The 23,032-nt window shown below is 34.5% G+C and carries 19 protein-coding genes and 1 pseudogene; 15 read left to right on the forward strand and 5 right to left on the reverse strand.

Annotated elements, in window-relative coordinates:
- Positions 1-8: 8 nt before the first annotated feature.
- From AB3G34_RS07710 to AB3G34_RS07770, 13 genes are all read left to right on the forward strand, one after another.
- Positions 9-1,433 carry a glycoside hydrolase family 1 protein gene (locus AB3G34_RS07710; RefSeq protein ID WP_369753982.1) on the forward strand — a complete coding sequence of 475 codons (1,425 nt, stop codon included), beginning with the start codon at positions 9-11 and terminating at the stop codon, positions 1,431-1,433.
- A 70-nt stretch (positions 1,434-1,503) separates the two neighbouring features.
- A complete protein-coding gene (locus tag AB3G34_RS07715; protein ID WP_369753983.1) occupies positions 1,504-3,801 on the forward strand; it encodes a glycoside hydrolase family 3 C-terminal domain-containing protein in 2,298 nt (765 codons plus the stop codon).
- A gap of 25 nt (positions 3,802-3,826) precedes the next feature.
- Positions 3,827-5,845 carry a glycoside hydrolase family 3 N-terminal domain-containing protein gene (locus AB3G34_RS07720; RefSeq protein ID WP_369753984.1) on the forward strand — a complete coding sequence of 673 codons (2,019 nt, stop codon included), beginning with the start codon at positions 3,827-3,829 and terminating at the stop codon, positions 5,843-5,845.
- Between the two features lie 32 nt (positions 5,846-5,877).
- Entirely contained in the window at positions 5,878-6,192 is a 315-nt protein-coding gene (locus tag AB3G34_RS07725) for a DUF3861 domain-containing protein (RefSeq protein WP_369753985.1), read from the forward strand.
- Positions 6,193-6,205: 13 nt separating this feature from the next.
- A complete protein-coding gene (locus AB3G34_RS07730) occupies positions 6,206-6,694 on the forward strand; it encodes a cupin domain-containing protein (RefSeq protein ID WP_369753986.1) in 489 nt (162 codons plus the stop codon).
- Between the two features lie 103 nt (positions 6,695-6,797).
- Positions 6,798-7,988, forward strand: coding sequence for a multidrug effflux MFS transporter (locus tag AB3G34_RS07735; RefSeq protein WP_369753987.1), 1,191 nt, complete (start codon positions 6,798-6,800; stop codon positions 7,986-7,988).
- Positions 7,985-8,755 carry an SDR family NAD(P)-dependent oxidoreductase gene (locus tag AB3G34_RS07740; protein ID WP_369753988.1) on the forward strand — a complete coding sequence of 257 codons (771 nt, stop codon included), beginning with the start codon at positions 7,985-7,987 and terminating at the stop codon, positions 8,753-8,755. The genes AB3G34_RS07735 and AB3G34_RS07740 overlap by 4 nt, the downstream gene beginning before the upstream one ends.
- A 26-nt stretch (positions 8,756-8,781) precedes the next feature.
- Positions 8,782-9,414, forward strand: a complete 633-nt coding sequence (locus AB3G34_RS07745) for an O-methyltransferase (protein ID WP_369753989.1) — start codon at positions 8,782-8,784, stop codon at positions 9,412-9,414.
- Between the two features lie 2 nt (positions 9,415-9,416).
- Positions 9,417-10,184, forward strand: coding sequence for an SDR family oxidoreductase (locus AB3G34_RS07750; protein ID WP_369753990.1), 768 nt, complete (start codon positions 9,417-9,419; stop codon positions 10,182-10,184).
- A 152-nt stretch (positions 10,185-10,336) separates the two neighbouring features.
- Positions 10,337-11,320, forward strand: coding sequence for a VOC family protein (locus tag AB3G34_RS07755; RefSeq protein WP_369753991.1), 984 nt, complete (start codon positions 10,337-10,339; stop codon positions 11,318-11,320).
- Positions 11,321-11,387: 67 nt separating this feature from the next.
- Positions 11,388-12,500 (forward strand): alpha/beta hydrolase family protein, encoded by a 1,113-nt coding sequence (locus tag AB3G34_RS07760; RefSeq protein WP_369753992.1) that lies wholly within the window; start codon positions 11,388-11,390, stop codon positions 12,498-12,500.
- A gap of 42 nt (positions 12,501-12,542) precedes the next feature.
- Positions 12,543-13,673 carry an FAD-dependent monooxygenase gene (locus tag AB3G34_RS07765; RefSeq protein ID WP_369753993.1) on the forward strand — a complete coding sequence of 377 codons (1,131 nt, stop codon included), beginning with the start codon at positions 12,543-12,545 and terminating at the stop codon, positions 13,671-13,673.
- 10 nt (positions 13,674-13,683) lie between these two features.
- A complete protein-coding gene (locus AB3G34_RS07770) occupies positions 13,684-14,637 on the forward strand; it encodes a fumarylacetoacetate hydrolase family protein (protein WP_369753994.1) in 954 nt (317 codons plus the stop codon).
- A 117-nt stretch (positions 14,638-14,754) separates the two neighbouring features.
- On the opposite strand, the pseudogene AB3G34_RS07775 reads toward AB3G34_RS07770, so the two are convergent.
- The 3 genes and pseudogenes from AB3G34_RS07775 to AB3G34_RS07785 all read right to left on the reverse strand — a co-directional run bounded on the left by AB3G34_RS07775 (position 14,755) and on the right by AB3G34_RS07785 (position 18,071).
- Positions 14,755-15,419, reverse strand: a pseudogene (locus tag AB3G34_RS07775) (IS6 family transposase).
- 1,269 nt (positions 15,420-16,688) lie between these two features.
- A complete protein-coding gene (locus tag AB3G34_RS07780; protein WP_369753995.1) occupies positions 16,689-17,378 on the reverse strand; it encodes an SIMPL domain-containing protein in 690 nt (229 codons plus the stop codon).
- 54 nt (positions 17,379-17,432) lie between these two features.
- Positions 17,433-18,071, reverse strand: a complete 639-nt coding sequence (locus tag AB3G34_RS07785; RefSeq protein ID WP_367770448.1) for a rhomboid family intramembrane serine protease — start codon at positions 18,069-18,071, stop codon at positions 17,433-17,435.
- Positions 18,072-18,185: 114 nt separating this feature from the next.
- Between AB3G34_RS07785 and AB3G34_RS07790 the strand changes: the two genes are divergently transcribed.
- Positions 18,186-19,070: a lysophospholipid acyltransferase family protein gene (locus AB3G34_RS07790; protein WP_369753996.1), complete on the forward strand. Its 885-nt coding sequence runs from the start codon at positions 18,186-18,188 to the stop codon at positions 19,068-19,070.
- Positions 19,071-19,135: 65 nt separating this feature from the next.
- A complete protein-coding gene (locus AB3G34_RS07795) occupies positions 19,136-20,704 on the forward strand; it encodes a YdiU family protein (RefSeq protein ID WP_367770453.1) in 1,569 nt (522 codons plus the stop codon).
- Between the two features lie 39 nt (positions 20,705-20,743).
- On the opposite strand, the gene AB3G34_RS07800 is transcribed toward AB3G34_RS07795, so the two are convergent.
- Entirely contained in the window at positions 20,744-22,231 is a 1,488-nt protein-coding gene (locus AB3G34_RS07800; protein WP_369753997.1) for an aminotransferase class V-fold PLP-dependent enzyme, read from the reverse strand.
- A 176-nt stretch (positions 22,232-22,407) separates the two neighbouring features.
- Positions 22,408-22,989, reverse strand: a complete 582-nt coding sequence (locus AB3G34_RS07805; RefSeq protein ID WP_367770458.1) for a porin family protein — start codon at positions 22,987-22,989, stop codon at positions 22,408-22,410.
- Between the last annotated feature and the right edge of the window lie 43 nt (positions 22,990-23,032).

Below are 23,032 nucleotides of genomic sequence, written 5' to 3' on the forward strand. Positions count from 1 at the left end.
AAATTATCATGAAAAAAATTATTATAAACTTAAGCATAATTCTTCTTTCGGGAATTGGTGTAAAAGCACAAAATAAAAACCCTTTTTTATGGGGAATAGCTTCGGCTGCTTATCAAGTAGAAGGTGGGTATCGAGCGGATGGAAAAGGAGAATCAAAATGGGATTTCCTAACCAATAAAGTTGGTGTAACTCAGTTCTTAATCGGTCAAAAACAAACAGGAAATGTGGCTATCAATATGTATGATAGAACCCAATATTTGAAAGATATTCAATTGATGAAAGAATTAGGGGTGAATTCCTATCGTTTTTCATTAGACTGGAGCCGCATTATTCCGGATGGTATTGGTGCGGTTAATGAAAAAGGCTTGGCACATTATGACCTCCTCATCGATGATTTAAAAGCCGCAGGGATCGAACCTGTTGTTACGCTTTATCATTTTGATTACCCAATGGCTTTAGTACAAAAAGGAGGATGGGGAAATCCAGAAATGATTAATTGGTATAAAAATTATGCCGAAGTTGTTTTGAAACGTTATGGTAAAAAAGTAAAGTATTTCATCACTTTCAATGAACCTTATATTGAATTCATGGTTGCTGAATACCTAATCAATATGGAGCAAAGCAAAGAACCAAATACCGTTCGTTTTGCTAAAGGAATTCAAAAAGCACATCGTCAATTATTGGCAAACGCAGCAGCTATCAAAATGTTTCATGAAATGAATTTAAAAGGTCAAATTGGAATGACTTTAAATCTATCGCCTTGTTTGCCTTTAGATTCAAATAACCCTAAAGACATAAAAGCAAGTGAATTTGAAGATAAACTTTTAAACAAGTTCTTTTTGGACGGCTTATTTAAAGGGACCTATCCCCAACAAGTTGTTGATTCAGTCCAAAAATACGATCCTTCCTTTCAACCTTCAGGATCTGAAATGAAAATACTAGCGGAAACTAAACCTGATTTTTTAGGGATTAATTACTATGCCCCTGCACTAGTTAGTTATGATGAAAAAGCGCCTTTTGCCAGTACTTGGATGGACAATAACACTGATAAAGTAAAATCGCACAATGGTCCCGTACGACCAGATGAATTATATCATTTATTAACACGAATAAAAAATGATTATGGCAGTCCAAAAATGATGATTACTGAAAACGGTGCTGGTTTTGAAGGGGAAGATATAAAAGTGAAGCCTATTGTAAAAGACCCGCTTCGTGCTGACTTTATTCAACGTCATGTTGTAGCAGCACTAAAAGCCAAAACTGATGGTGTGAACCTAATTGGGTATTTTCCTTGGAGTGGTTGGGATAATTTCGAATGGGTTTTTGGTTACACCAAACGTTTTGGATTGATTTATGTTGATTTTGAAACCCAAGAACGCATTCCTAAACAAAGTTATTTTGAATATCAAAAAATAATTAAAGCCAATAAATAGCTTTAAAATAAAAAATTGAATTAGTGCAGAAATAGCATTCGGTTGAAGTCTATCCTCTTAAAAAACCATCATGAAAAAATCACTTCTTATAATAGGTTTTGCTTGCTTTAACTTGATGGTTTCGGCACAAGAAAAATCGACACTTCAATTGAACAAAAGCAACGTAAAGCAAGTTATCAAAGCTTTGACTCTTGAAGAAAAAGTCAAATTAGTGGTAGGTATGGGAATGTATATTCCGGGAGCTCCAGCAGGTTTATTACCACCTAATGACCCCGAAGATGATAAAATAGCACCAAAAATCCCTGGAACTTCTGGTAGAACCCATGCTGTAACCCGATTAGGAATTCCTAGCATTACCCTATCAGATGGACCGGCGGGTATTCATTTTTTGGATTTAACCAATGCAAAACCAAAATATGCTACAGCGATTCCAATTGGTACATTATTAGCCAGTACTTGGGATACTATTATGACCCAAAAAGCGGGTGAAATATTAGGTCGTGAAGCTAAAGAATACGGAATAGATATTGTATTGACTCCTGCTTTTAATATCCAAAGAAATCCTTTAGGGGGTCGCAATTTTGAGTACTATTCAGAGGATCCTTTTCTTTCAGGCACTATTGCTGCAGCGGTAACGAATGGCATTCAAAAACAGGGTATTGGAGTTTCAGTAAAACATTTTGCAGCTAATAATACAGAAACCAATAGAATGAAATTGAATACGATTGTAAGCGAACGTGCCTTAAGAGAAATCTATCTAAAAGGTTTTGAAATAGCGGTCAAAAAATCAAATCCTTGGACATTGATGACTTCGTATAATCTTATCAATGGAATTTACACTTCTGAAAGCAAAGATTTAATAACTAACATTTTACGGAAAGAATGGGGTTTTAGAGGTTTAGTGATGAGTGATTGGTTTGCAGGACAAAACGCTGCTCTTTCATTAAGCGCTGGAAATGATTTACAAATGCCAGGAAGACCCGATCAAACACAAACTATCTTCAATGCAGCAAAAAAGGGTTCACTCTCAATGACAGATTTAGATGCAAGTGTAGAACGCGTTTTAAATCTTATTGTCAAAAGCATAACTTTCAATAAATACAACTATTCAAACAAACCGGATTTAACAGCAAATGCAGCTGTTTCTAGAACAATAGCATCCGAAGGAATGGTTTTATTAAAAAATGATAAGGCGCTACCATTACCAAAATCCAGTACTATTGCCTTATTTGGCAATGCTTCTTATGACATTATTGCTGGTGGAACAGGAAGTGGTGATGTGGTAAAAAAATACACTATCTCTCTTGATGAAGGCTTAGTTAATTCAGGATTCAAACTGCAACAAAACACTAAATCTATTTATGAAGATTACGTAAAGTATGAAAATACTAAAAGGCCAGTTCCTTCCTTTATGGATGTTTTTAATCCTTTTACTATTAAAGAAATGCCTGTTAAAACCGAGATGATTACAGCAGCTGTAGCTAAATCTGATGTGGCTATTATCACAATTAGTAGATTGTCCGGTGAATCAAAAGATCGCAAAGTTGCAGATGATTTCAATTTAACGGATACTGAAAAGCAAACACTTCAAACACTTTCAGAATCATTTCATGCTCAAAACAAGAAAGTTATTGTCGTAATCAATGCTGGTGGTGTTATTGAAATGGAGAGTTGGAGCCATTTAACCGATGCTATTTTGATGGCTTGGCAACCAGGAATGGAAGGTGGTAATGCCATTGCTGATATCCTTTCGGGAAAGGTAAATCCGTCTGGAAAATTAACAGCTACATTTCCTATTGCTTATCTTGACGTGCCATCATCACAAAATTTCCCTGGAAAACAATTTCCGTTAAAGGAAGGTGAAATTTTAGATCCTGTAATGCCGACCTATCCAGCTGAAATAACATACGATGATGATATTTATGTGGGTTACCGTTATTTCAACACTAAAAAGGTAAAAACTGCTTATGAATTTGGTTTTGGTTTGAGTTACACCCAATTTGCTTATGGCGATATTAAACTGAATTCAACTGATTTTAAAGATAAAATCACTGCAACCATTAGCATTAAAAATACGGGAAAAGTAGCTGGAAAAGAAGTGGTTCAATTGTACCTAACCGCTCCAACCGGAAAATTAAAAAAACCAGCTGAAGAGTTGAAAGGCTTTGCTAAAACAAAGCTATTACAACCCAACGAATCACAAACCATCAGTTTTACGCTTACTCAAAGTGAACTAGCTTCTTATGACCCAACTCTTTCGTCTTGGATAGCCGAAGCAGGAAAATATACAATTAAAATAGGCGCTTCTTCATTGGATATCAACCAAACAAAAGAGTTTGGGTTGAAAAAAGATAGGGTATTAAAATAAGTAAAATTTAAATTAAACATAAAAAATGAAAAAATATTTCTGGTTTGTCGTTATAATTATACTGTCCATTTGGTCCTGTAATTCTACCAAAACAGTAAAAAGCACCATTCAACCTGAATTGGGTTTTCGGTCTGTCCCTATTTTTAAAATTGATGGACTACAATTCAAAGATTTAAACAAAAACCATCAGCTGGATCAATACGAAGATTGGAGACTTTCTAATGATATTCGAATAAAAGACCTTATTTCTAAAATGACAATTGAGGAAAAAATAGGTTTTATGATTATCAGTACTACTCGTCTTGCGGGTGACTATTCTTTTCAACGAAATGCGCCAAAATCTGAAATCACAAGCGGTTTTAACGAAGAAGATTTAATTGATAATGCAAATATGTTTACTCACAAACCTTTACAGGATCCTATCATGACTGCTGCAGGAACGACAAAAGGTATATTGACCTATAATTTACGTCATTTTATTGTAAGAGCCAATACGAGTTCAAAAATCATGGCCGACTGGTCCAATAATTTACAAGCGTTATCTGAAAGTTCCCGATTAGGAATCCCTTCGATTATAGCTTCAAACCCTAGAAATCACATTACAGTAGATGATGCAATTGGTTTAAGTGTTGGTGCCACTGTTTTCTCTAAATGGCCTAGTGAATTAGGGCTTGCTGCCATGCGAGATTTAAAATTGACTCATGAGTTTGCAGAAATAGCTGCCAAAGAATGGCGTGCTGTTGGTTTAAGAAAAGGCTATATGTACATGGCCGATTTAGCAACCGAACCACGCTGGCAACGCATTGAAGGAACTTTTGGTGAAAATGCTGATTTAGGTGCCGATATGATTCGTGAAATTGTATTGGGATTTCAAGGTAAGCAATTGAATAAAAATTCAGTGGCAATGACAACCAAACACTTTCCCGGTGGAGGGCCACAAGTTGATGGACAAGACCCTCATTTTGAATGGGGAAAAGACCAGCATTATCCTGGTGGAATGCTTGAATATCATCTAAAACCATTCAAATCGGCTATTGAAGCAGGAACTTCTTCCATTATGCCTTATTATGCAAAACCTATCGGTACACCGTATGAAGAAGTTGCTTTTTCATATAATAAAGCGATAATTCATGATTTACTAAGAGAAAAAATGGGCTTCAAAGGAATTATTAATTCAGATACTGGTCCCATTGAAATGATGCCTTGGGGTGTAGAAAACAAAAGTATTTTAGAACGCTATCAAAAAGCAATTTTATGTGGTGTTGATTTATTTTCAGGTAATGCTGATCCTGCTGTACTATTGGAAACTGTAAAAAAAGGACTTGTTACTGAAGAAAGAATCAACGAATCGGTTACGCGATTATTAAGAGAGAAATTTGAATTAGGCTTATTTGAAAATCCTTATGTAAATACTGAGGAAGCCATTAAAATAGTAGGCAATACAGAATTTCAAAAGAAAGCTGATTTAGCACAGAGAAAATCCATTGTCTTACTTCGAAATGATTCCCAACTTTTACCCATTACAAAAAAAACAAAAGTATATTTTGAGACTTATTATGATAATGGAAAGTCGAATAGCCCGATTACTGTTAACAAACCAAACAACAAGTATCTAAATATGGAATTTGTCGATTCAAAAGAAGCAGCTGATGTGGTTTTACTTTGGCTAATCCCTAATTCAGGAGGTTTGTTTGCTGCGAATGGTAGTCCAATAGATTTGAGATTGTCAAAAAATAGAATTGATATTGCTCATGTCAATGATATTACACAAAGCAAACCCACTATCGTTGTTATAAATTATACCAGTCCATGGGTAATTGATGAAATAGACAATGGAAAACTAACAACTGTCCTCGCCACTTTTGGAACAACACCAGAAGCACTACTAGCCGTAATAAATGGAAAATTTAATCCAACTGGAAAAATGCCATTTACAACACCTATTTCAATGAAAGCTGTTTTAGAAAACCAATCGGATGTTCCAGGATATTTGAAACCCAAAGGATATGCACTATTTCATTATGGTGATGGAATTAGTTACTAGTTTATATTTAATAATTTACACAAAACAAAAAAATGGAAAAACGAACCAATAAATACAAATTAAAACTCGAACTGTTGTCAACAACTAGAGTTGATGACACAATCTATCCACCGATAGAATTGGAATTTGACAATCATGATAATATTTTCATAATTGCTGAACGAATGAAAAATAGAAATCTTTTCCAAACCGAAAATCAAGCAACTGAATTTGCAATTGGACTAAAAATGTTTAGTGAAGTGATGTTAAAAAACAGAGACAATGCACTTTTTAGTGATTTTAGACCAGCATTCAGTGATTTTATGAAAAAGCTTAAATCAACTCCAATAGAAAATAAAAAAGATTAAAATAAGAAGCAAAATGAATTTACCAATAAGAAGAATTGTAACCGGTCATACTCACGAAGGTACTGCAGTATTTACTTCCGACGAAGAATTTGAAACCGTGATTATCCCATCTGGAGATGCAGCGATGTCTACATTATGGACCACAGCAACCGTTCCAGCAGATTGTAATGACGAAACGGATGGTGCCAAAAGAGATGCCGGCACAACGCTAACAGGAGGATCGGTGATTCGTATTGTTGATATGTTGCCGGGAGCTTCTTCTCCACTACACCGAACGGACAGCATCGATTATGGAATAATAGTTAGCGGGGAAATCGAATTGGAATTAGAAAACAATGTTTCAAAGAGAATTAGTGCTGGAGAAATTATTATTCAACGCGGTACGGTTCACAAATGGAAAAATCCAAGTGAAACTGAAGTTTGCAGAATTATTTTTATACTCATTGAGGCAAAACCATTTGAAATAAACGGAATACCGCTTCCTAAATACATGCAGCATTAAAATTCAGCACAATAGGCCACATTTTGCAATTATGAAATTGTCAAATGGAGTGCTTATTGAGTAATAAATGGAACTAATAATGATTCATTGGAAATAAGATTAGATGACAAAAACGAAAGAAATTAGCATAAAATCCTTAATTATTCTATTAGGTTGTTTGAATGGGTTAATGCCTTTTTCAACCGATTTATATTTACCTGCATTTCCTGCAATGGCCGAAAATTTAGGAACTAATATGGGAATGATTACTCTTTCTATGAGTGCTTTTTTTGCTGGAGCTTGCGTTGGTCAATTTTTTAATGGGCCATTATTGGATCGGTTTGGACGCAAAAATCCGATGTTAATTGCATTAGCTCTATTTTTTCTGACTTCTTTAGGATGTGCGGTAGCTGGAAATATAATCCTTCTATGTGTTTTTCGTTTTTTTCAAGCCATTAGTATTAGTGTTTGTTCAGTAGGAAGTAGAGCGATGGTGCGAGATGTATTTCCTGTTGAAAAAATTGCTTCGACCTTTTCTACACTTTCCCTAATTATGGGAATTGCACCTATTATTGCTCCAACTTTAGGAAGTTTTATTCTTCTCTTTTCTGATTGGAGAGGTATTTTTATCTTTTTGTCCGTAATGTCGTTGATTTTATTAATAGCACTTTATTTTTTTCTCCCTCATGTAACAAAAGCGAATGCCAACTATTCCTTAAAACCAAAAGCGATAGTAGGAAATTATAAAAAAGTAATTCTAACAAAAGGCTATATGGGATACGCTTTCATTACAGCTTTGGCTTCAGCAGTATTGTTTAGTTGGATTTCAAGTTCTTCCTTATTGTTTATTGGAATATTGGGAATTAGCAAGCAGCAATTTGGATGGATCTTCGCCAGCACAGCCAGCTGCATGATAGTAGGCAGTCAATTTAACAGACTTTTATTGCGCAGATTTAGCAGTTATGACATCGCCTTTTGGGCAGTAGGAATGCAATTAATAGTTTGTTGTTATTTATTATATACCGCTATTTACTCCTTAACAGTCGTTAATCTTCTAGTAGGAATGTGTTTTTTCATGTTGTTTCTAGCGCTGATTTCTCCCAACAGTATGGCCATAACCATTCGTCCATTTACAGAAAACATAGGTAGTGCCAATGCTATAATGGGGGTGACACAAATGGCTATGAGTGCCCTAGTCACAGGAATACTCAGCTATTTTCAAAATGGCAGCGCAGTTCCTATGGTAATCACAATGATTTTATTAAGTAGCATTAGTTTTAATATGCAATACGTTTTAAAACAAAAAACAATATGAATAATCTATTCGATTTAAGGGGTAAAATCGCTTTAATAACTGGCTCAACTAGCGGAATGGGCAAAGCAATTGCTGAAATTATAGGGCTTCACGGAGCTACAGTAATTATTTCCAGTAATGACGAAAAAGGATGTAATGCAACTCTAATAGAATTTGAAAATAAAGGAATAAACGCACTTACAATTACTTGTGATGTTTCAAAAAAAGAAGCAATAGATAAACTAGTATTTGAATCAGAAGAAAAAGTAGGTCCAATTGACATTTTAGTGAATTGTGTTGGGATAGCTATTCCAGGTTCATTTTTAGATATAAAGTCGGAGGATTTTGCGAAAACAATGCAAATTAATTTAGAAAATGCCATTTACTTAACTCAAAAAGTAGTTCCAATTATGCAATCCAAAAAAGAAGGTGCTATTATTTTCCTGGCGAGTTTATCCAGTGTAAGAGGCAATAAAAACTTGGGATTATATGGTATTTCAAAAGCGGGGCTAGCACAATTAGCACGCAACCTTGCTGTAGAATTTGGACCCGATAATATTCGAGTTAATGCGATTTCGCCAGGTGTTATTGATACGGAATTTGCAAAACCATTGACAGAAAATCCCGAACTCATGAATAAACGAATTGCACTAACTCCTTTACGTAGAATTGGAAAAGTGGAAGAAGTTGCTGGGATGGCCCTTTTACTAGCATCAAAAGCTGGGGGATATATGACAGGTCAAAATATAATCATTGATGGAGGAACAACTATCAGTGATGGAAATTAACTCTTTTATAATAAATAATTATTACAATGATATCATTTGATACTAAAATTGATACTGTTTTAAAAACATATCATCAGCGAATTGAAACAGAATCTATTCTCATGAAATCACTTCCTGTAGCAGAAGGGATGAAACGTCGTGATGAGTTTTTATTGTCTGTTGGTTTAGAAACTGCCATTTTCATTAATACTCTGATTAAATCAGCACATTCAAAAATCATTTTAGAATTAGGCACATCTTATGGTTACTCTACTATTTGGCTTGCCGAAGCAGCCCGAGCAAATGGTGGACGCGTTATTACTTTAGAAAATAATATTGAAAAGGCAGCTTATGCAAAACAAAAAATTGAGGAAGCTGGACTTTCAGATTTTGTAGAATGGCGGATAGGAGATGCACTCGAAAATATTGCAAACGCAACTGAAAAATTTGATTTTGTATTAGTGGATATATGGAAAGAATTATACTTGCCTTGTTTTGATTTGTTTTATCCAAAACTAAATCCAGAAGCATGGGTACTTAGTGATAATATGGTATTCCCGCCACATTCCTTACAAGAAACAACCCTTTATAAAAATAGAATACTAGAAACCCAAGCTTTTGACACTGTATTGTTACCAATTGGTAGCGGAATTGAATTGAGCTTTTTAAAAAATAAATAATTATGAAAAGATTTGAAAACAAAGTATGCTTAGTTACTGGTGCCTCATCAGGAATAGGAAAAGCAACCGCTATTTCTTTTGCTAAAGAAGGAGGCAAAGTAGTCGTATCGGATGTAAATGAACAAGCAGGAGCACTTGTAGTACAGGAAATTATTGACTTAGGACATGACGCACTATTTGTAAAGTGCGACATCTCTAATAGAATGGAAGTTGAAAACTTAGTACAACAAACAGTTGCTACATACGGCCGATTGGATTGTGCTGTAAATTCAGCTGGAATAGCTGGAACACTGTCGTTACCAACACATGAATATCCCGAAGAGGCTTGGTTGCAACAAATAAACATCAACCTAACAGGAACTTGGTATTGTGTGAAATACCAATTAATTGAAATGCTAAAACAAGGTGGTGGAAACATTGTATGTGTATCCTCGGCTGCTGGATTGGTGGGACAACCTGATAATGTCCCGTATTCTGCATCAAAACATGGAGTAATCGGAATTGTAAAAAGTGCCGCTATAGAAAATGCTACCAAAAACATTCGCATCAATGCGATTTGCCCCACTGCCATTGAAACACCTATGATTATGGAAGGCAGAAGAAAACTGGCCTACAACCCAGAAGCACTGGAAAAAGCAATCAACTTACAAAGAATGAAAAGAATGGGACAACCACAAGAAGTTGCTGATGTAGCTTTATGGATGTGCTCAGATCAATCTACTTTTATTACAGGCCACGCCATGGCAGTAGATGGAGGCACATTTGCATAAAAAGAATACTAAACATGCCTTATCACTACATTAAAAATTAAATTGAATTGATTTTGAATAGCAATAGAATATTATTGATTCACTTATAATAACGAATCGTTCTACTTTTGTTATTAGATATAATGTAAAAAAAACTATAAATAAAAATACAAATGGCAAAGAATCCACACTTTTTTTCACAATTAGCCTATATTGAATTATTAAGTACAAATCTTGACGAAACGGTACGATTTTATACGGATATCGTTGGAATGGATCAAACCGGTAAAGATGATAATTCGGTATATTTAAGAGCTTGGGGTGATTATTTCTTTCACACATTAAAAATCACACAATCCGATACTAAAGGATTAGGGGCAGTTGGTTGGAGAGCGGACAGCCAAGATGCACTTGATGAATGTGTCAATTACCTTGATAAAGTTGGGGCTGGAAAAGGATGGATAGAGGCTGACTTAGGTCGTGGAAAAGCCTTTAAATTTCAATCACCTGATGGTCATAAACATGAAGTTTTCTGGGATGTAAATTGGCTTAGAGAAACAGGAGAAAAAGCAAGTATCTATGCTGACAGGTATTCCAGTAATAGAAGAATCGGTGCCAATGTGCGACGTATTGACCACTTTACTTATCTAGTTGCTAAAAATCAATATGCGAAGGAAAAGGAATTCTGGCAAGGTATGGGACTTAAAAATCCAGATGAAATCAGAATCGAAGACCACATCCCTCCTATTGGTGGGCTATGGACAACTGCAAATTTATCTCATGACATTGCAGTGTTTTCAGATCCTAATCTAGAACCTGGACAAGGTATTGCAAATCATATCTGTTATAATTTAGACAGTCGCGAAGAAGTGCTTTTGGCCTTAGATTATTTTACTGAAAAAGGATACAAAAGCGTTTGGGGAGCCCCTACTCGCCATAAAGCAGACGAAGGCTTTTTCTTCTATATTATGGAGCCTCACACTGGAATTCTATTAGAAGTATATGCTTGTGCCCGATTAATATTTGCACCAGATCACGGTCCGGATGTGCATTACTTGAGAGACAATCCGAATGATGCTTGGGGAAATACAAACCCTTTTGAAGAAATGGCAAAAGGAAAAATAGGCGGTTTAGAAACAAAACCAGTTGACTTATAACAATACGTTTGAAAATTCAACTTTTCAACATTCATAAAAATAATTTAAATTATAAAATAAAAAACTTATGTGGCACTATTTTCCTAATCAATACATGCCTTCTTACCAAGTAAACCGTGCGCTAACTCAAGCACATTATGGTGGAGGTGAATTTGCTGAAATTCTAGAAGCAGCTAGCGAAATAACACCGGGTGATAACGAAAGTTTTCATAATGCTTGGTCAAAAATTGGAAATACCATTTTTGAAGAAGGCGAAAACGCATCAAAAAACAACAATACAGCAACGGCTAGAAGAGCGTATTTAAGAGCTTTTAATTACTTAAGAACTTGTGAGTTTTTTTTAAAACCCTCAGATGATAGAAAATTACCCGCCTATTTAAAAGCAATCGAAGCTTTTCATAAAGCAATCGCTTTGTTTGATCACAAACCAAAACAAGTGAAAATTCCTTTTGAAGATTCATTTATGCAAGGGTATTTATTTTCACCTGAAGGTGTAATAGATGCACCAGTAATGATTATGTTTGGTGGATTGGATAGTTTGGCCGAAGAATTGTATTTTGGCCCAAGCCAAATATTAAATGAAAGAGGGATTGCTCTACTCGTGATAGATGGTCCTGGGCAAGGTGCTACTCTACGTGTCAATCACGTTCATACTCGACATGATTATAATGTACCTGCAACGGTAGCATTTGATTGGGTATTGGAAAATTTAAAAAACGATGTTGACACTTCACGAATTGGTATTATGGCCGTTTCTATGGGAGGTTATATGGCGGCGCGCTCGGCAGCATTCGAATCTCGTTTTAAAATTTGTTGTATTTGGGGAGCGGTATGGTCGTATCATGATATATGGAAAAATCGTCCAACAAATCACCCATTAGCTGAGATCGTGATGCACATTGTTGGAGCAGACAACATGCCTGATACATTAGAATTACTTAAAGAATTTACTTTAGAAGGAGTAGCTGAAAAAATTTCTATGCCGACTTATATTTTGCATGGAGAAGATGACAGACAGAATTTTGTAGAAAATGCCTATAAATTAAGTGAGGCCTTAACTTGTGAAAAAACCGTTGAAATCATCCCTAAAGAAAGTAGTGGTTCTGCACATTGTCAGATTGATAATTTTACAAAAACATATAACATGTTTGATTGGGTAGCTAGAGAAATGAAAAAATAATTTCGTTATTTAGAATCCATCGAATATTAAAAATTTAAAAACATGAAGAAAGTACTCATAGTTGGTGGTGGTATCGGTGGACAATCTGCAGCAATTGCTTTAAGGCAAATAGGTATTGAAGTTGAGATAGTAGAACTTCTACCCAAATTTGATGTGTATGGCGTAGGAATTATTCAACAAGCCAATGCATTACGAGCTCTTGATGCATTAGGCTGTGCAGACGAAGCCCTTAAAAGAGGCTCTCCCTACCCTATGGTAAAAATGTGCACCCAAACTGGTCATCAAATAGCCGAAGCGGGAACACCTCCTATTGGACGATTTCCAAGTCATAATGGAATTTCAAGAAGAGTTTTGCACGACGTGTTATTCGAAAGAAGTAAAGAAGTTGGCGCTGTATATCGTATGGGACTTACCGTAGATACAATTACAGATAAAGGTGATGGTGTTGATGTTGTTTTCTCTGATGGTTCGACAGGAAGTTATGATATTTTAATTGGTGGGGACGGCATAAACTCTAAAGTAAGAAACTTAATATTTGGGAAATCAAAACCTAACTATGTTGGATTATCGAACTGGCGTTATGCATTTAAAAGACCTAAGGATTTAGACACAGGTTACATCTATTTTGGTGAAAAAAGTAAATTAGGAATAATTCCTATGACCGAAGACAGCTGTTACATATTTGTCGTTTCCGCTGAAGGAGTTGACAATCCTTTTATTAAAGAGGACCAAATGATTCCAAAGCTACAGTCTTATATGCAAGAATATCCTATTCCAATGATACAAGATTTAATTGATCAGGTAGTCGATCCAAAATTGGTAAACTATAGACCTTTAGAAACAATGAATCTACCTGCACCATGGTATAGAGGTAACGTTATTATCATTGGTGATGCTGCTCATGCAACAATTCCACAATTAGGTTCAGGCGCTGCATTGGCAATTGAAGATGCGGTGGTCTTAGCCGAAGAAATGAAAAAACAAGATGGTGCCGAGGCTATTTTTTCAAGATTTATGGAGCGAAGATACAATCGATGTAAAATGGTTGTGGAAGCTTCTGAAAAACTAGGAGAATGGGAATTAATGACATTCGAAGGAAAACCATTACCAGAGGGCGCAAATATTGGAGCAACAATGGGAAAAACATGCATGGCTCTTACACAACCTATCTAAAAAAGACAAAATGAAATTAATTACATTCGAAAATAAAGCTGGTGAAAACCGTGCAGGTTGGTTACAAGACGACGCTGTTGTCGATATGAATCTTGCCGATTCTAGATTACCAATTGACATGCTTACTTTTATAGACAACCACGAAGAAAACTTTAAAATTATCGAAGCACTTGGTGTCGTAAAACCACATTATACATTAGAGGAAGTGAAATTATTAACTCCATTACCTAATCCTAGAAGTGTACGTGATTATATCGGTTTTGAGCAACATATGTTGAATGCTTCTAAATCATTCGGACATACTGTAGGAGCAGCTTGGTACGAAATTCCTATTTTTTATTTCACCAACCACCAAGCAATTTACGGTCCTGAAGATAAAATTCAGCGCCCTACAGGCGAAGAAAAACTCGATATCGAACTAGAAATGGCCGTTATAATCGGTAGAAAAGGAAAAGATATTAAACCTGAAAATGCTGATGACCATATTTTTGGTTATACTGTTTTTAATGACTGGACAGCCCGTGCCATTCAAAAACACGAAATGACAGTGCCTCTTGGTCCCCATAAAGGAAAGGATTTTGCTAATGCTTTTGGACCCTGTATCGTGACCAAAGATGAGTTTGAAAAATACCGTTGCAGTATTTCTAGAGAGTCACATCCAGAACATTTGACCATGCCGAAAAGCTGTGGAGATCGTTTTGACATCAAAATGATTTCTAGAATCAATGGAGAAACTATTTGTGAAGGAAATTACAACACCGTTCATTGGACTTTCCCTCAAATGATGGAACGCGCCTCAGAAAACAATGTAACCTTGATGCCCGGAGATATATTAGGTTCAGGTACCGTAGGTTGGGGAAGTTTAATAGAAAACAACTTTTCAGTACATAGACCTTTAGTACCAGGAGATATTATAGAATTAGAAATTGAAGGAATTGGAATTCTTAGAAATACAGTGGTTTAATTTAGGTTTGGTTAATAAAATCATACATACCCTTTTATTAGAATTATCTAGTAAAAGGGTTTTCTGGTTCTGTCGAATCTATTTAATAAAACGCAAATGAATTAAACTATACTAAGTTTATGCTACAAGTTTATAGAATGATTTAAACATAGTAATCCTAGGATTAATCATCTGTTTCTTTCTCAACATGTGTACAAACTCTATTCCACTTAGCGTTCGTCTGGCAGATTCAAAATTTTTAAATCTTAATCCATTTAAAATTCTCCACTTGATAAAACGATGATCTTGTTCAACAATGTTATTAAGATATTTACATTGCCGAATTGTTATTTTAGAAAAGGAACGCTTATTATAAACTTTGATGGCACTTATGTTTTAACGCTTTTATCAATGTTTATTATTCTTGGTTTACAATTATTAGCAATTGCTTTAATAAGAAAAGATTGAGCACTCATCCTTTGTCTTCGTTTGGTCAATAGAAAATCAACTGTATTACCTGATTTATCAACTGCTCTGTATAAATAACACCACTGCCCTTTAACTTTAATATATGTCTCGTCCATCCTCCAACTACTACCAACTATTCGTTTACGTTTGCTCATTTTCGCCTCAATAAATGGCGCAAACTTATATACCCAACGTTGAATTGTAGCATGGTCAACCTGAACTCTCCGCATCTTCATTATCTCCTCAACATCTCGATAGCTTATAGTAAACCTAAGTTTGAAGTATACAGCTTGAAGAATAATAGATTTTGGATAGCAGTGACCTTTGATATTCATCGAGGGAATGTTTTATAAGCCCCTAAGATAAAAAGTTATTGTCAGATGCGACAGAACCAAGTTAAATTAGAAACACCAAAAAGACAGTTCATCTATAAATATTTTTTTTAGAAACCAATAAATAATATTAAAACACAAATAATTTACTTAAACCCAAAAGGTTAATGTTATAATTAATAAACAATGTTTACTGACATAATATCAAACAACTTAACTAATTTGATGAGCTTATTTTACAGTTTTTTTAAACATTTTTTTATTCTTTCATTTACTCAGGTTTTTTCTAAAAACAACTCTTTATATTGTCATAACCTTTGAATAATTATAACGTTTTACCTTATAAAAATCAACTAATTAAATTCTTATTTCTTACATTTACCAAGTTAAAAAAAAGACTTTGAAAGTCTAGTGGCCCTATTAGTGACCCCGTTCTTAAAAAATGTTTCGAAAGCTCAGTAAAAACTGGGACTGTTATAAAGGCATCGGAGCCTCTTTCTCCGTAAGAAAAAAAGCTTAAGCAAATCATTTCTTTAAGTGATACACTTAATATTTAAAATCATAGTTTTAGACCATCTAAAAAAGTTAAAATAGGAAAAAGGTGCTCGATTGCGCTCCCATCCACTCTACTGGAGTGAATGACTGAAAATCAACCCTTTTTTTACATTAGCAAGTGATCGCGAGACCGTAATGGAATCACGGTAAGTATATTATCAAGATCATCTTGATTTTATAAACTGCAATCGACTATAAATTTGCTACCTTCTTTTTAAATAATATTTGCATAATTGAATAGCCCCTTTAGATTTCCAAAAGTGCTTAAATATTTGAAGATTATCTTTACAACTACGTTAAAGTATACCCTCAAAAGATTGAATAATATTCTTGCTAAGAATCAAAAGAAAAACAATAATTTCATTAAGCTACTACAATTTTAATCTAAAATTAGTTATATTTGTAATTCAATAAACAGGAATTATTTTCGTTCATTAAAATCAAGTCAATTAGCTGAAAAAAAGATAATTTAGCTTTGAAATTAATTCATTCAGTTCTTATGGCAACATCGTGGCACATTAGGTTATAAATTTATAGAAATGCAGCACAGATAAGGGTTCAGCCGACTAGGTTCGAATCCTACTCTCCCCACAAAACGCTGCAAGTAATTGCAGCGTTTTTTTTGTTCCATATACTTTGTAACAATTTTATAATATCAAAAAAAAGTCCCGTCTAATTATTAAATTAGACGGGACTTTTATAAAACCAATATTCTATTTATTCCAAAATAAAACTTACACTTACGTTAGCCGTTATTTTAATTTCACCTACTGCTAGTGTTTCTCTAGGCGCACCCATATCACTCATCTCCGTTTTCATCATTCTCGCATAGACTGGCTGCGGATTGTAATTTTGTGAATTGTCGGATATTGTCATTGCACGGCCTACTTTTTGTCCTAAAACAGACACATAATCCTCTGCTTTCATCTTCGCATCCTTAATTGCTAATTTTCTAGCTTCAGATTGATATTTGACTAAATTAGAAGACTGGAAAACAACATTGTCAATTCTATTTATCCCTTGGTTAACTAAACCCTCCATCAATTCATCATATTTAGAAAGATCACGCACTATGATTTCAATTGTTTGAGTAGCATTGTAAGTCGTTTTCTTTTTTTCGTAATCATATTGTGGATTTAAAGCAACACGTTGCGTCTTATAATCAGCAGGAGCTAAATTCATCTTTTTTATCAATTTCAAAACAGATTCAATCTGTTCGTCATTTTGTTTTTTTACGTCTTTAGCATTATTCCCTTTAGTTTCAACCGTAGCCGAAATAGTTGCTTGATCTGGTACTACTTTAATCTCCCCCTCTCCAGTTACACTTATTTGAGGAATTTGTTTTACTTCTTGAGCGTATGACATTGTCATAAACAACATCGAAAGAATTAATAATGATTTTTTCATTTTAAAATATTTAAATTATTTATTTGCAATAGTATTCTTTCAAAAGTTATGCCATTAAATTTTCCCCATTTTGGCCATGGCAAAAAGAATTACTATAGGAATCATTAATAACACTACCATTAAGGTGTTTTCTATAAGCAAATGAGGGTTTGTTATAAGTGTAATTAAAAACCCCCCAATAGCACCTCCAAAATGCGCCGTATGACCTATATTATCATTCTTAGCTCTCATACCATAAATAGAATATAGCAAATATAAAATTCCAAAAATATATGCTGGGATAGGAATGATAAAAAAGATTCCTAACATCATATTAGGCTCCAGTAATATAGCCGAATATAAAATTCCAGTAACAGCGCCAGATGCTCCCACAGCCCTATAATTATAATCATTTTTATGAAAAAGAATAGTCAATAAACTACCAAAAATTAAACTACCAAAATAGATGATTACAAATGAAAAGGTTCCTAAATAACCAATTACAACTGGTGCAAAAAAGTAAAGCGTAATCATATTAAAAGCCAAATGCCCTATATCAGCATGAAGGAAAGCAGACGAAAGTAATCTTATTTGTTCTCCTGATCTAATACTTCCTATGTGGAATTCGTATTTTCTGAAAAATGTATGATCATTAAACCCTTTATAACTAAACAATGCATTTGCAACGATTATTGCAATCAAAATGGTATTCATAAAATCTATTTATAGTGAATTGTAAATGTAGTGATTCTCTAAGATTCGTCTAGTATGTCTTTAAATTTTATCTGTTTATTCATTTTTGACTTATATTTGCAAAAAAAATAGTGCATGCAATTTCTCATTTTTATTATAGCTTATCCCCTACTTTGGTTACTGTCTATTCTTCCTTTTCGCATTTTTTATTTATTATCAGATGCCATTTACTTTTTAATCTATTATATAATAGGCTATCGTAAAAAAACAGTACGAGAGAATCTAGCTATGGCCCTACCCAATCTTAGCGATGAGGAACGTCTTGTGATCGAAAAAAAATCATACCGCCATATGTGTGATATGTTCATGGAAATGATCAAGACTATGACCATTTCATCCAAAGAAATGAATAAACGATTTGTTATCACAAATTTGGAAGTTATTAAAGAATATGAGGCAAAAGAAAAAAGCATCATGTTATTAGTATCACATTATGCCAGTTGGGAATGGCTTATCACTCTTAATCAAAAAATAAGCTATAAAGGTGTAGGAGTTTATAAAAAAATAAATAATAAATATTTTGACAAACTCATTAGAGACATTCGATCAAAATACAATACCGAATTAGTTGTCTCAAATAAAACAATACCATTGATTGCGGACAATAATCGAAAAAACATTCTTTCCATATATGGCATACCAAGTGACCAATCGCCCGCAGCAAACAGAATATTTCATTGGGATAAATTCATGGGCATAGAAGTTCCTGTGCATACTGGAGCCGAAATGTTAGCCAAAAAATATGATTTAAATGTCATTTATGTAAAAGTAAAAAAAGTAAAAAGAGGGTATTATGAAGCCACATTAATTCCTCTAAGTGACAATGCAAAGTCAATTCCAGATTTTGGAATTACACACGACTATTTACAGGAAGTTGAAAAACAAATTCACGAAGCTCCTGAGTTTTATTTCTGGACACATCGAAGATGGAAACACAGACTAAAAGACATAAATGCCTAATTAAGTTTTAATTAACGGTTGTTCCCCTAATATTTCATTAATTTTGATACTAATACACTACCCAAATGAATTTAAAAATCAACAATAGGTTTAGTACAGAATTACCAGCAGATACTGATGAAACAAATGTACCACGCCAAGTGCATAAGGCTTGTTTTTCCTATGTTACTCCAAAAATCCCATCCAAACCTCAACTCATTCATTTTACGGAAGAAGTTTTGGATTTGATTGGAATTTCTAAAGAGGAAGCACAGTCTACTGTCTTTACCAATGTGTTTTCTGGAAAAGAAATACTTCCCAATACTCGCCCCTATTCTATGAGTTATGCAGGACATCAATTTGGCAATTGGGCTGGACAATTAGGTGATGGGAGAGCTATTATTCTTGCCGAAATAGAAAACAATCAACAAAAAACATATACCTTACAGCTAAAAGGAGCAGGAATGACGCCTTATTCCCGTAGAGCTGATGGGCTGGCCGTCTTACGTTCTTCTATTAGAGAGCATTTATGCAGTGAAGCCATGTTTCATCTGGGCATTCCTACTACCCGCTCGCTATCTTTAATTCTTACAGGAGACCAAGTTTTACGTGACGTGATGTACGATGGTCATCCTGAGTATGAAAAAGGAGCCATAGTTTGTCGCGTTGCCACTTCGTTTATTCGTTTTGGGAATTTCGAACTTTTCTCTTCCCAAAATGACTTGAAAACCTTAAAATTATTGGCTGATTTTACTATCAAATATTATTTTCCTGAAATAAAAGGAACTCCCAAAGAAAGCTACATCCAATTTTTTAATGAAGTGGCTAATAAAACCCGCGAAATGGTGTTACAATGGCAACGTGTGGGCTTTGTACATGGCGTGATGAATACCGATAACATGTCCATTTTAGGACTTACTATAGATTATGGACCTTACGGTTGGCTTGAAGATTACAATCCAAATTGGACTCCTAATACCACCGATCGTGAAAACCGCAGATACCGTTTTGGGAATCAACCTCACATTGCCCTTTGGAATTTATACCAACTCGCCAATGCATTATTTCCTTTGATTGAAGAAGCTGCTCCATTAGAAACCATTTTACATGATTATCAGTCCCTGTATGAAGCGGATTACGCCGATATGATGCGAAACAAATTAGGATTGGTTACCCAAAAAGAAAATGACAATCAACTCCTACATATTTTAACCGAAAATCTTCAACTGACAGAAACGGACATGACTATTTTCTTTCGAAAATTAAGTCAGATAAAGAAAGAGGAATCCGTTGAAAATGCATTTTCAGTGATTACTGACTCATTCTACACTACCGACGCAATTACTTCCCAAATAAAAGACTCTTGGTTGTATTGGTTTACCCAATATTTAAATCGTTTGCAACAGGAAGACACAACTGATGCCGATCGTCAACTAAGTATGGATAAAGTAAACCCAAAATATGTGCTGCGTAATTATATGGCTCAAGTAGCAATTGAAGCGGCAGAAAAAGAGGATTATTCGATACTAGAAGAATTGCATGTTCTATTGAAAAACCCCTATTTAGAACAAGAAAAATTTGAAAAATGGTTTGCCAAAAGACCCGATTGGGCCAGAGAAAAAATTGGAAGCTCTATGTTGTCTTGCAGTTCATAACAGACAACATAGCTCCAATTTTTTTTAGTAAAATTGTTTTTACAAAGAAAACCACTCTTTTACTAATTCATCCTCTAATGGTTTTGCTTTCTTATGCACAAACTCATTCGTATCTCTATTGTAATCGTAATCTAAAGCCCAAGATGCATGATTTTTGGCCAAATCCTTAATTGCATTACATACAAATTCAATTTCAGCAGTAGTAGTTGTAGGATGAATGGACATTCTAATCCAACCCGGCTTTCTTATCAAATCCCCTAAACTAATTTCATCAATCAATTTATGCGACGTTTCTTGATCTACATGCAGTAAAAAATGTCCATAAGTACCAGCGCAACTACAGCCACCGCGAGTTTGAATTCCGAATTTATCATTCAGTAACTTCACTCCCAAGTTAAAATGTAGATCATCAACATAAAAAGAAATGACACCTAATCGATCTTGATGTTGACCAGCCAATATTTTAATATTAGATACATTTCCCAGTTCTGAGAATACAAAATCAACAATTTCATGTTCTCTTTTTAGTATATTCTCAATTCCCATTTTCTCTTTTAACTGAATCGCAAGTGCTGTTTTAATCACTTGTAGAAAACCTGGAGTTCCACCATCTTCCCTATCTTCAATATTATCGATAAATTTATGTTCCCCCCAAGGATTGGTCCAGGAAACAGTACCACCACCTGGATTATCAGGAACTAAATTTTGATATAATTTTTTATTAAAAACTAATACTCCAGAAGTACCAGGACCACCAAGAAATTTATGTGGAGAAAAGAAAACGGCATCTAAATAGCTTTCTGGATCTTTAGGGTGCATGTCTATTTCTACATATGGACCAGAGCAGGCAAAATCAACAAAACAAAGTCCGCTATGTTGATGCATAACTTTAGCAGCTTCATGGTAAGGAGTTCGTATTCCGGTTACATTAGAACAAGAAGTGATTGAAGCAATTTTAAAGCTTCGATCTTTATATTTTTCAAGTAGTATTTCTAAATTTTCAATACTAAACAACCCATCTTCAGTAGAAGGAATTACCTCAACATCAGCAATCGTTTCCAACCAAGAAGTTTGATTCGAATGGTGCTCCATGTGCGAAATAAAAACAACAGGTCGTTTTTCGGCAGGGATATTTATGAAATCTTTCAAATTCTCAGGAACTTTCAGTCCTAATATTCTTTGAAACTTATTTACTACTCCAGTCATTCCAGTACCATCTGTTATCAAGATATCATTTGCATTCGCATGAACATGATGTTTAATAATATGACGTGCTTTATGATAGGCTTTGGTCATAGCCGTACCAGATACAGTTGTTTCTGTATGCGTATTGGCTACAAAAGGTCCAAAATCATTCATCAACTTTTCTTCAATAGGACGATAGAGACGTCCACTTGCTGTCCAATCTGTATAGATGATTTGTTGTGGTCCGTATGGGGATAAAAAATCTTGATCGATTCCTATAATATTCTTACGAAATTGTTGGAAATATTGTTCTAATTGAGTTGGTGTATCTGTAACGGTCATGATATGCATTTATTAAAGCGTAAATATATTGATTATTGTGGATTCTACAATTTATAAAATTATCAAAATCATCACTGTCCATTCATAAATAAATCGAATTTAAATCACTCTCGACTAAAAAACCCTCTCAAAGTAGTACTCTGAGAGGGTTTAAATATAGTAGTTAACTAGTACGATTATAAATCAAATCCTACTGAAAATTGCCAAACACGATTGTGTGCTTTATCATTATCATACAAATCTCCTAGACCTAAATGATAACGTACTCCTAAGCTTATTCCAGAATCTGTTTTAAAACCAGCTCCAAAATTCATTCCCCAATCAAAACTGTTTGGGTCGTACTGCTGTGAACTATTGAATAACCCTTCATAAACTTCCTTGTGAGAAACTGCCAATCCAATTTGTGGACCTGCTTCCAAAAAGAAATTTTTAGATGGATATGCTTTAAGCATAACGGGTAAATTGATATAATCTAATTTTTGAGTAAAAGTACCATTAGCATCTTTTATCTCATATCCTTGTTGAGAATACATTAATTCTGGTTGAATAGAAAAGCTTTCACTAATGAAAGATTCTCCATAAACTCCCACATGAAAACCATGACGTTGTCCTGTTTCTCCATTACCATCATAATTGACAGCGGCTAAATTGTATCCTCCTTTTATCCCAGCATTTGATTTTGGAACTGAATGGTCTTGTGCACTCATTGTTGATAGTACACCAAAAAATAAAGCAAGTGTTAAATAGGTATTTTTCATTTTGTTTGTTTTTTATTATTTATTTTTAATAGTATTCAAATTT

The sequence above is a fragment of the Flavobacterium sp. WC2409 genome, from assembly GCF_041200085.1.
Lineage (GTDB): Bacteria > Bacteroidota > Bacteroidia > Flavobacteriales > Flavobacteriaceae > Flavobacterium.

Bases quoted from the DNA above. Each gene is read 5' to 3' on its own strand.
- AB3G34_RS07740 (WP_369753988.1), top strand. From the start codon at position 7,985: ATGAATAATCTATTCGATTTAAGGGGTAAAATCGCTTTAATAACTGGC.
- AB3G34_RS07745 (WP_369753989.1), top strand. From the start codon at position 8,782: ATGATATCATTTGATACTAAAATTGATACTGTTTTAAAAACATATCAT.
- AB3G34_RS07790 (WP_369753996.1), top strand. From the start codon at position 18,186: ATGCAATTTCTCATTTTTATTATAGCTTATCCCCTACTTTGGTTACTG.
- AB3G34_RS07750 (WP_369753990.1), top strand. From the start codon at position 9,417: ATGAAAAGATTTGAAAACAAAGTATGCTTAGTTACTGGTGCCTCATCA.
- AB3G34_RS07760 (WP_369753992.1), top strand. From the start codon at position 11,388: ATGTGGCACTATTTTCCTAATCAATACATGCCTTCTTACCAAGTAAAC.
- AB3G34_RS07770 (WP_369753994.1), top strand. From the start codon at position 13,684: ATGAAATTAATTACATTCGAAAATAAAGCTGGTGAAAACCGTGCAGGT.
- AB3G34_RS07800 (WP_369753997.1), bottom strand. From the start codon at position 22,231: ATGACCGTTACAGATACACCAACTCAATTAGAACAATATTTCCAACAA.
- AB3G34_RS07720 (WP_369753984.1), top strand. From the start codon at position 3,827: ATGAAAAAATATTTCTGGTTTGTCGTTATAATTATACTGTCCATTTGG.
- AB3G34_RS07755 (WP_369753991.1), top strand. From the start codon at position 10,337: ATGGCAAAGAATCCACACTTTTTTTCACAATTAGCCTATATTGAATTA.
- AB3G34_RS07710 (WP_369753982.1), top strand. From the start codon at position 9: ATGAAAAAAATTATTATAAACTTAAGCATAATTCTTCTTTCGGGAATT.
- AB3G34_RS07805 (WP_367770458.1), bottom strand. From the start codon at position 22,989: ATGAAAAATACCTATTTAACACTTGCTTTATTTTTTGGTGTACTATCA.
- AB3G34_RS07730 (WP_369753986.1), top strand. From the start codon at position 6,206: ATGAATTTACCAATAAGAAGAATTGTAACCGGTCATACTCACGAAGGT.
- AB3G34_RS07785 (WP_367770448.1), bottom strand. From the start codon at position 18,071: ATGAATACCATTTTGATTGCAATAATCGTTGCAAATGCATTGTTTAGT.
- AB3G34_RS07735 (WP_369753987.1), top strand. From the start codon at position 6,798: ATGACAAAAACGAAAGAAATTAGCATAAAATCCTTAATTATTCTATTA.
- AB3G34_RS07725 (WP_369753985.1), top strand. From the start codon at position 5,878: ATGGAAAAACGAACCAATAAATACAAATTAAAACTCGAACTGTTGTCA.
- AB3G34_RS07780 (WP_369753995.1), bottom strand. From the start codon at position 17,378: ATGAAAAAATCATTATTAATTCTTTCGATGTTGTTTATGACAATGTCA.
- AB3G34_RS07765 (WP_369753993.1), top strand. From the start codon at position 12,543: ATGAAGAAAGTACTCATAGTTGGTGGTGGTATCGGTGGACAATCTGCA.
- AB3G34_RS07795 (WP_367770453.1), top strand. From the start codon at position 19,136: ATGAATTTAAAAATCAACAATAGGTTTAGTACAGAATTACCAGCAGAT.
- AB3G34_RS07715 (WP_369753983.1), top strand. From the start codon at position 1,504: ATGAAAAAATCACTTCTTATAATAGGTTTTGCTTGCTTTAACTTGATG.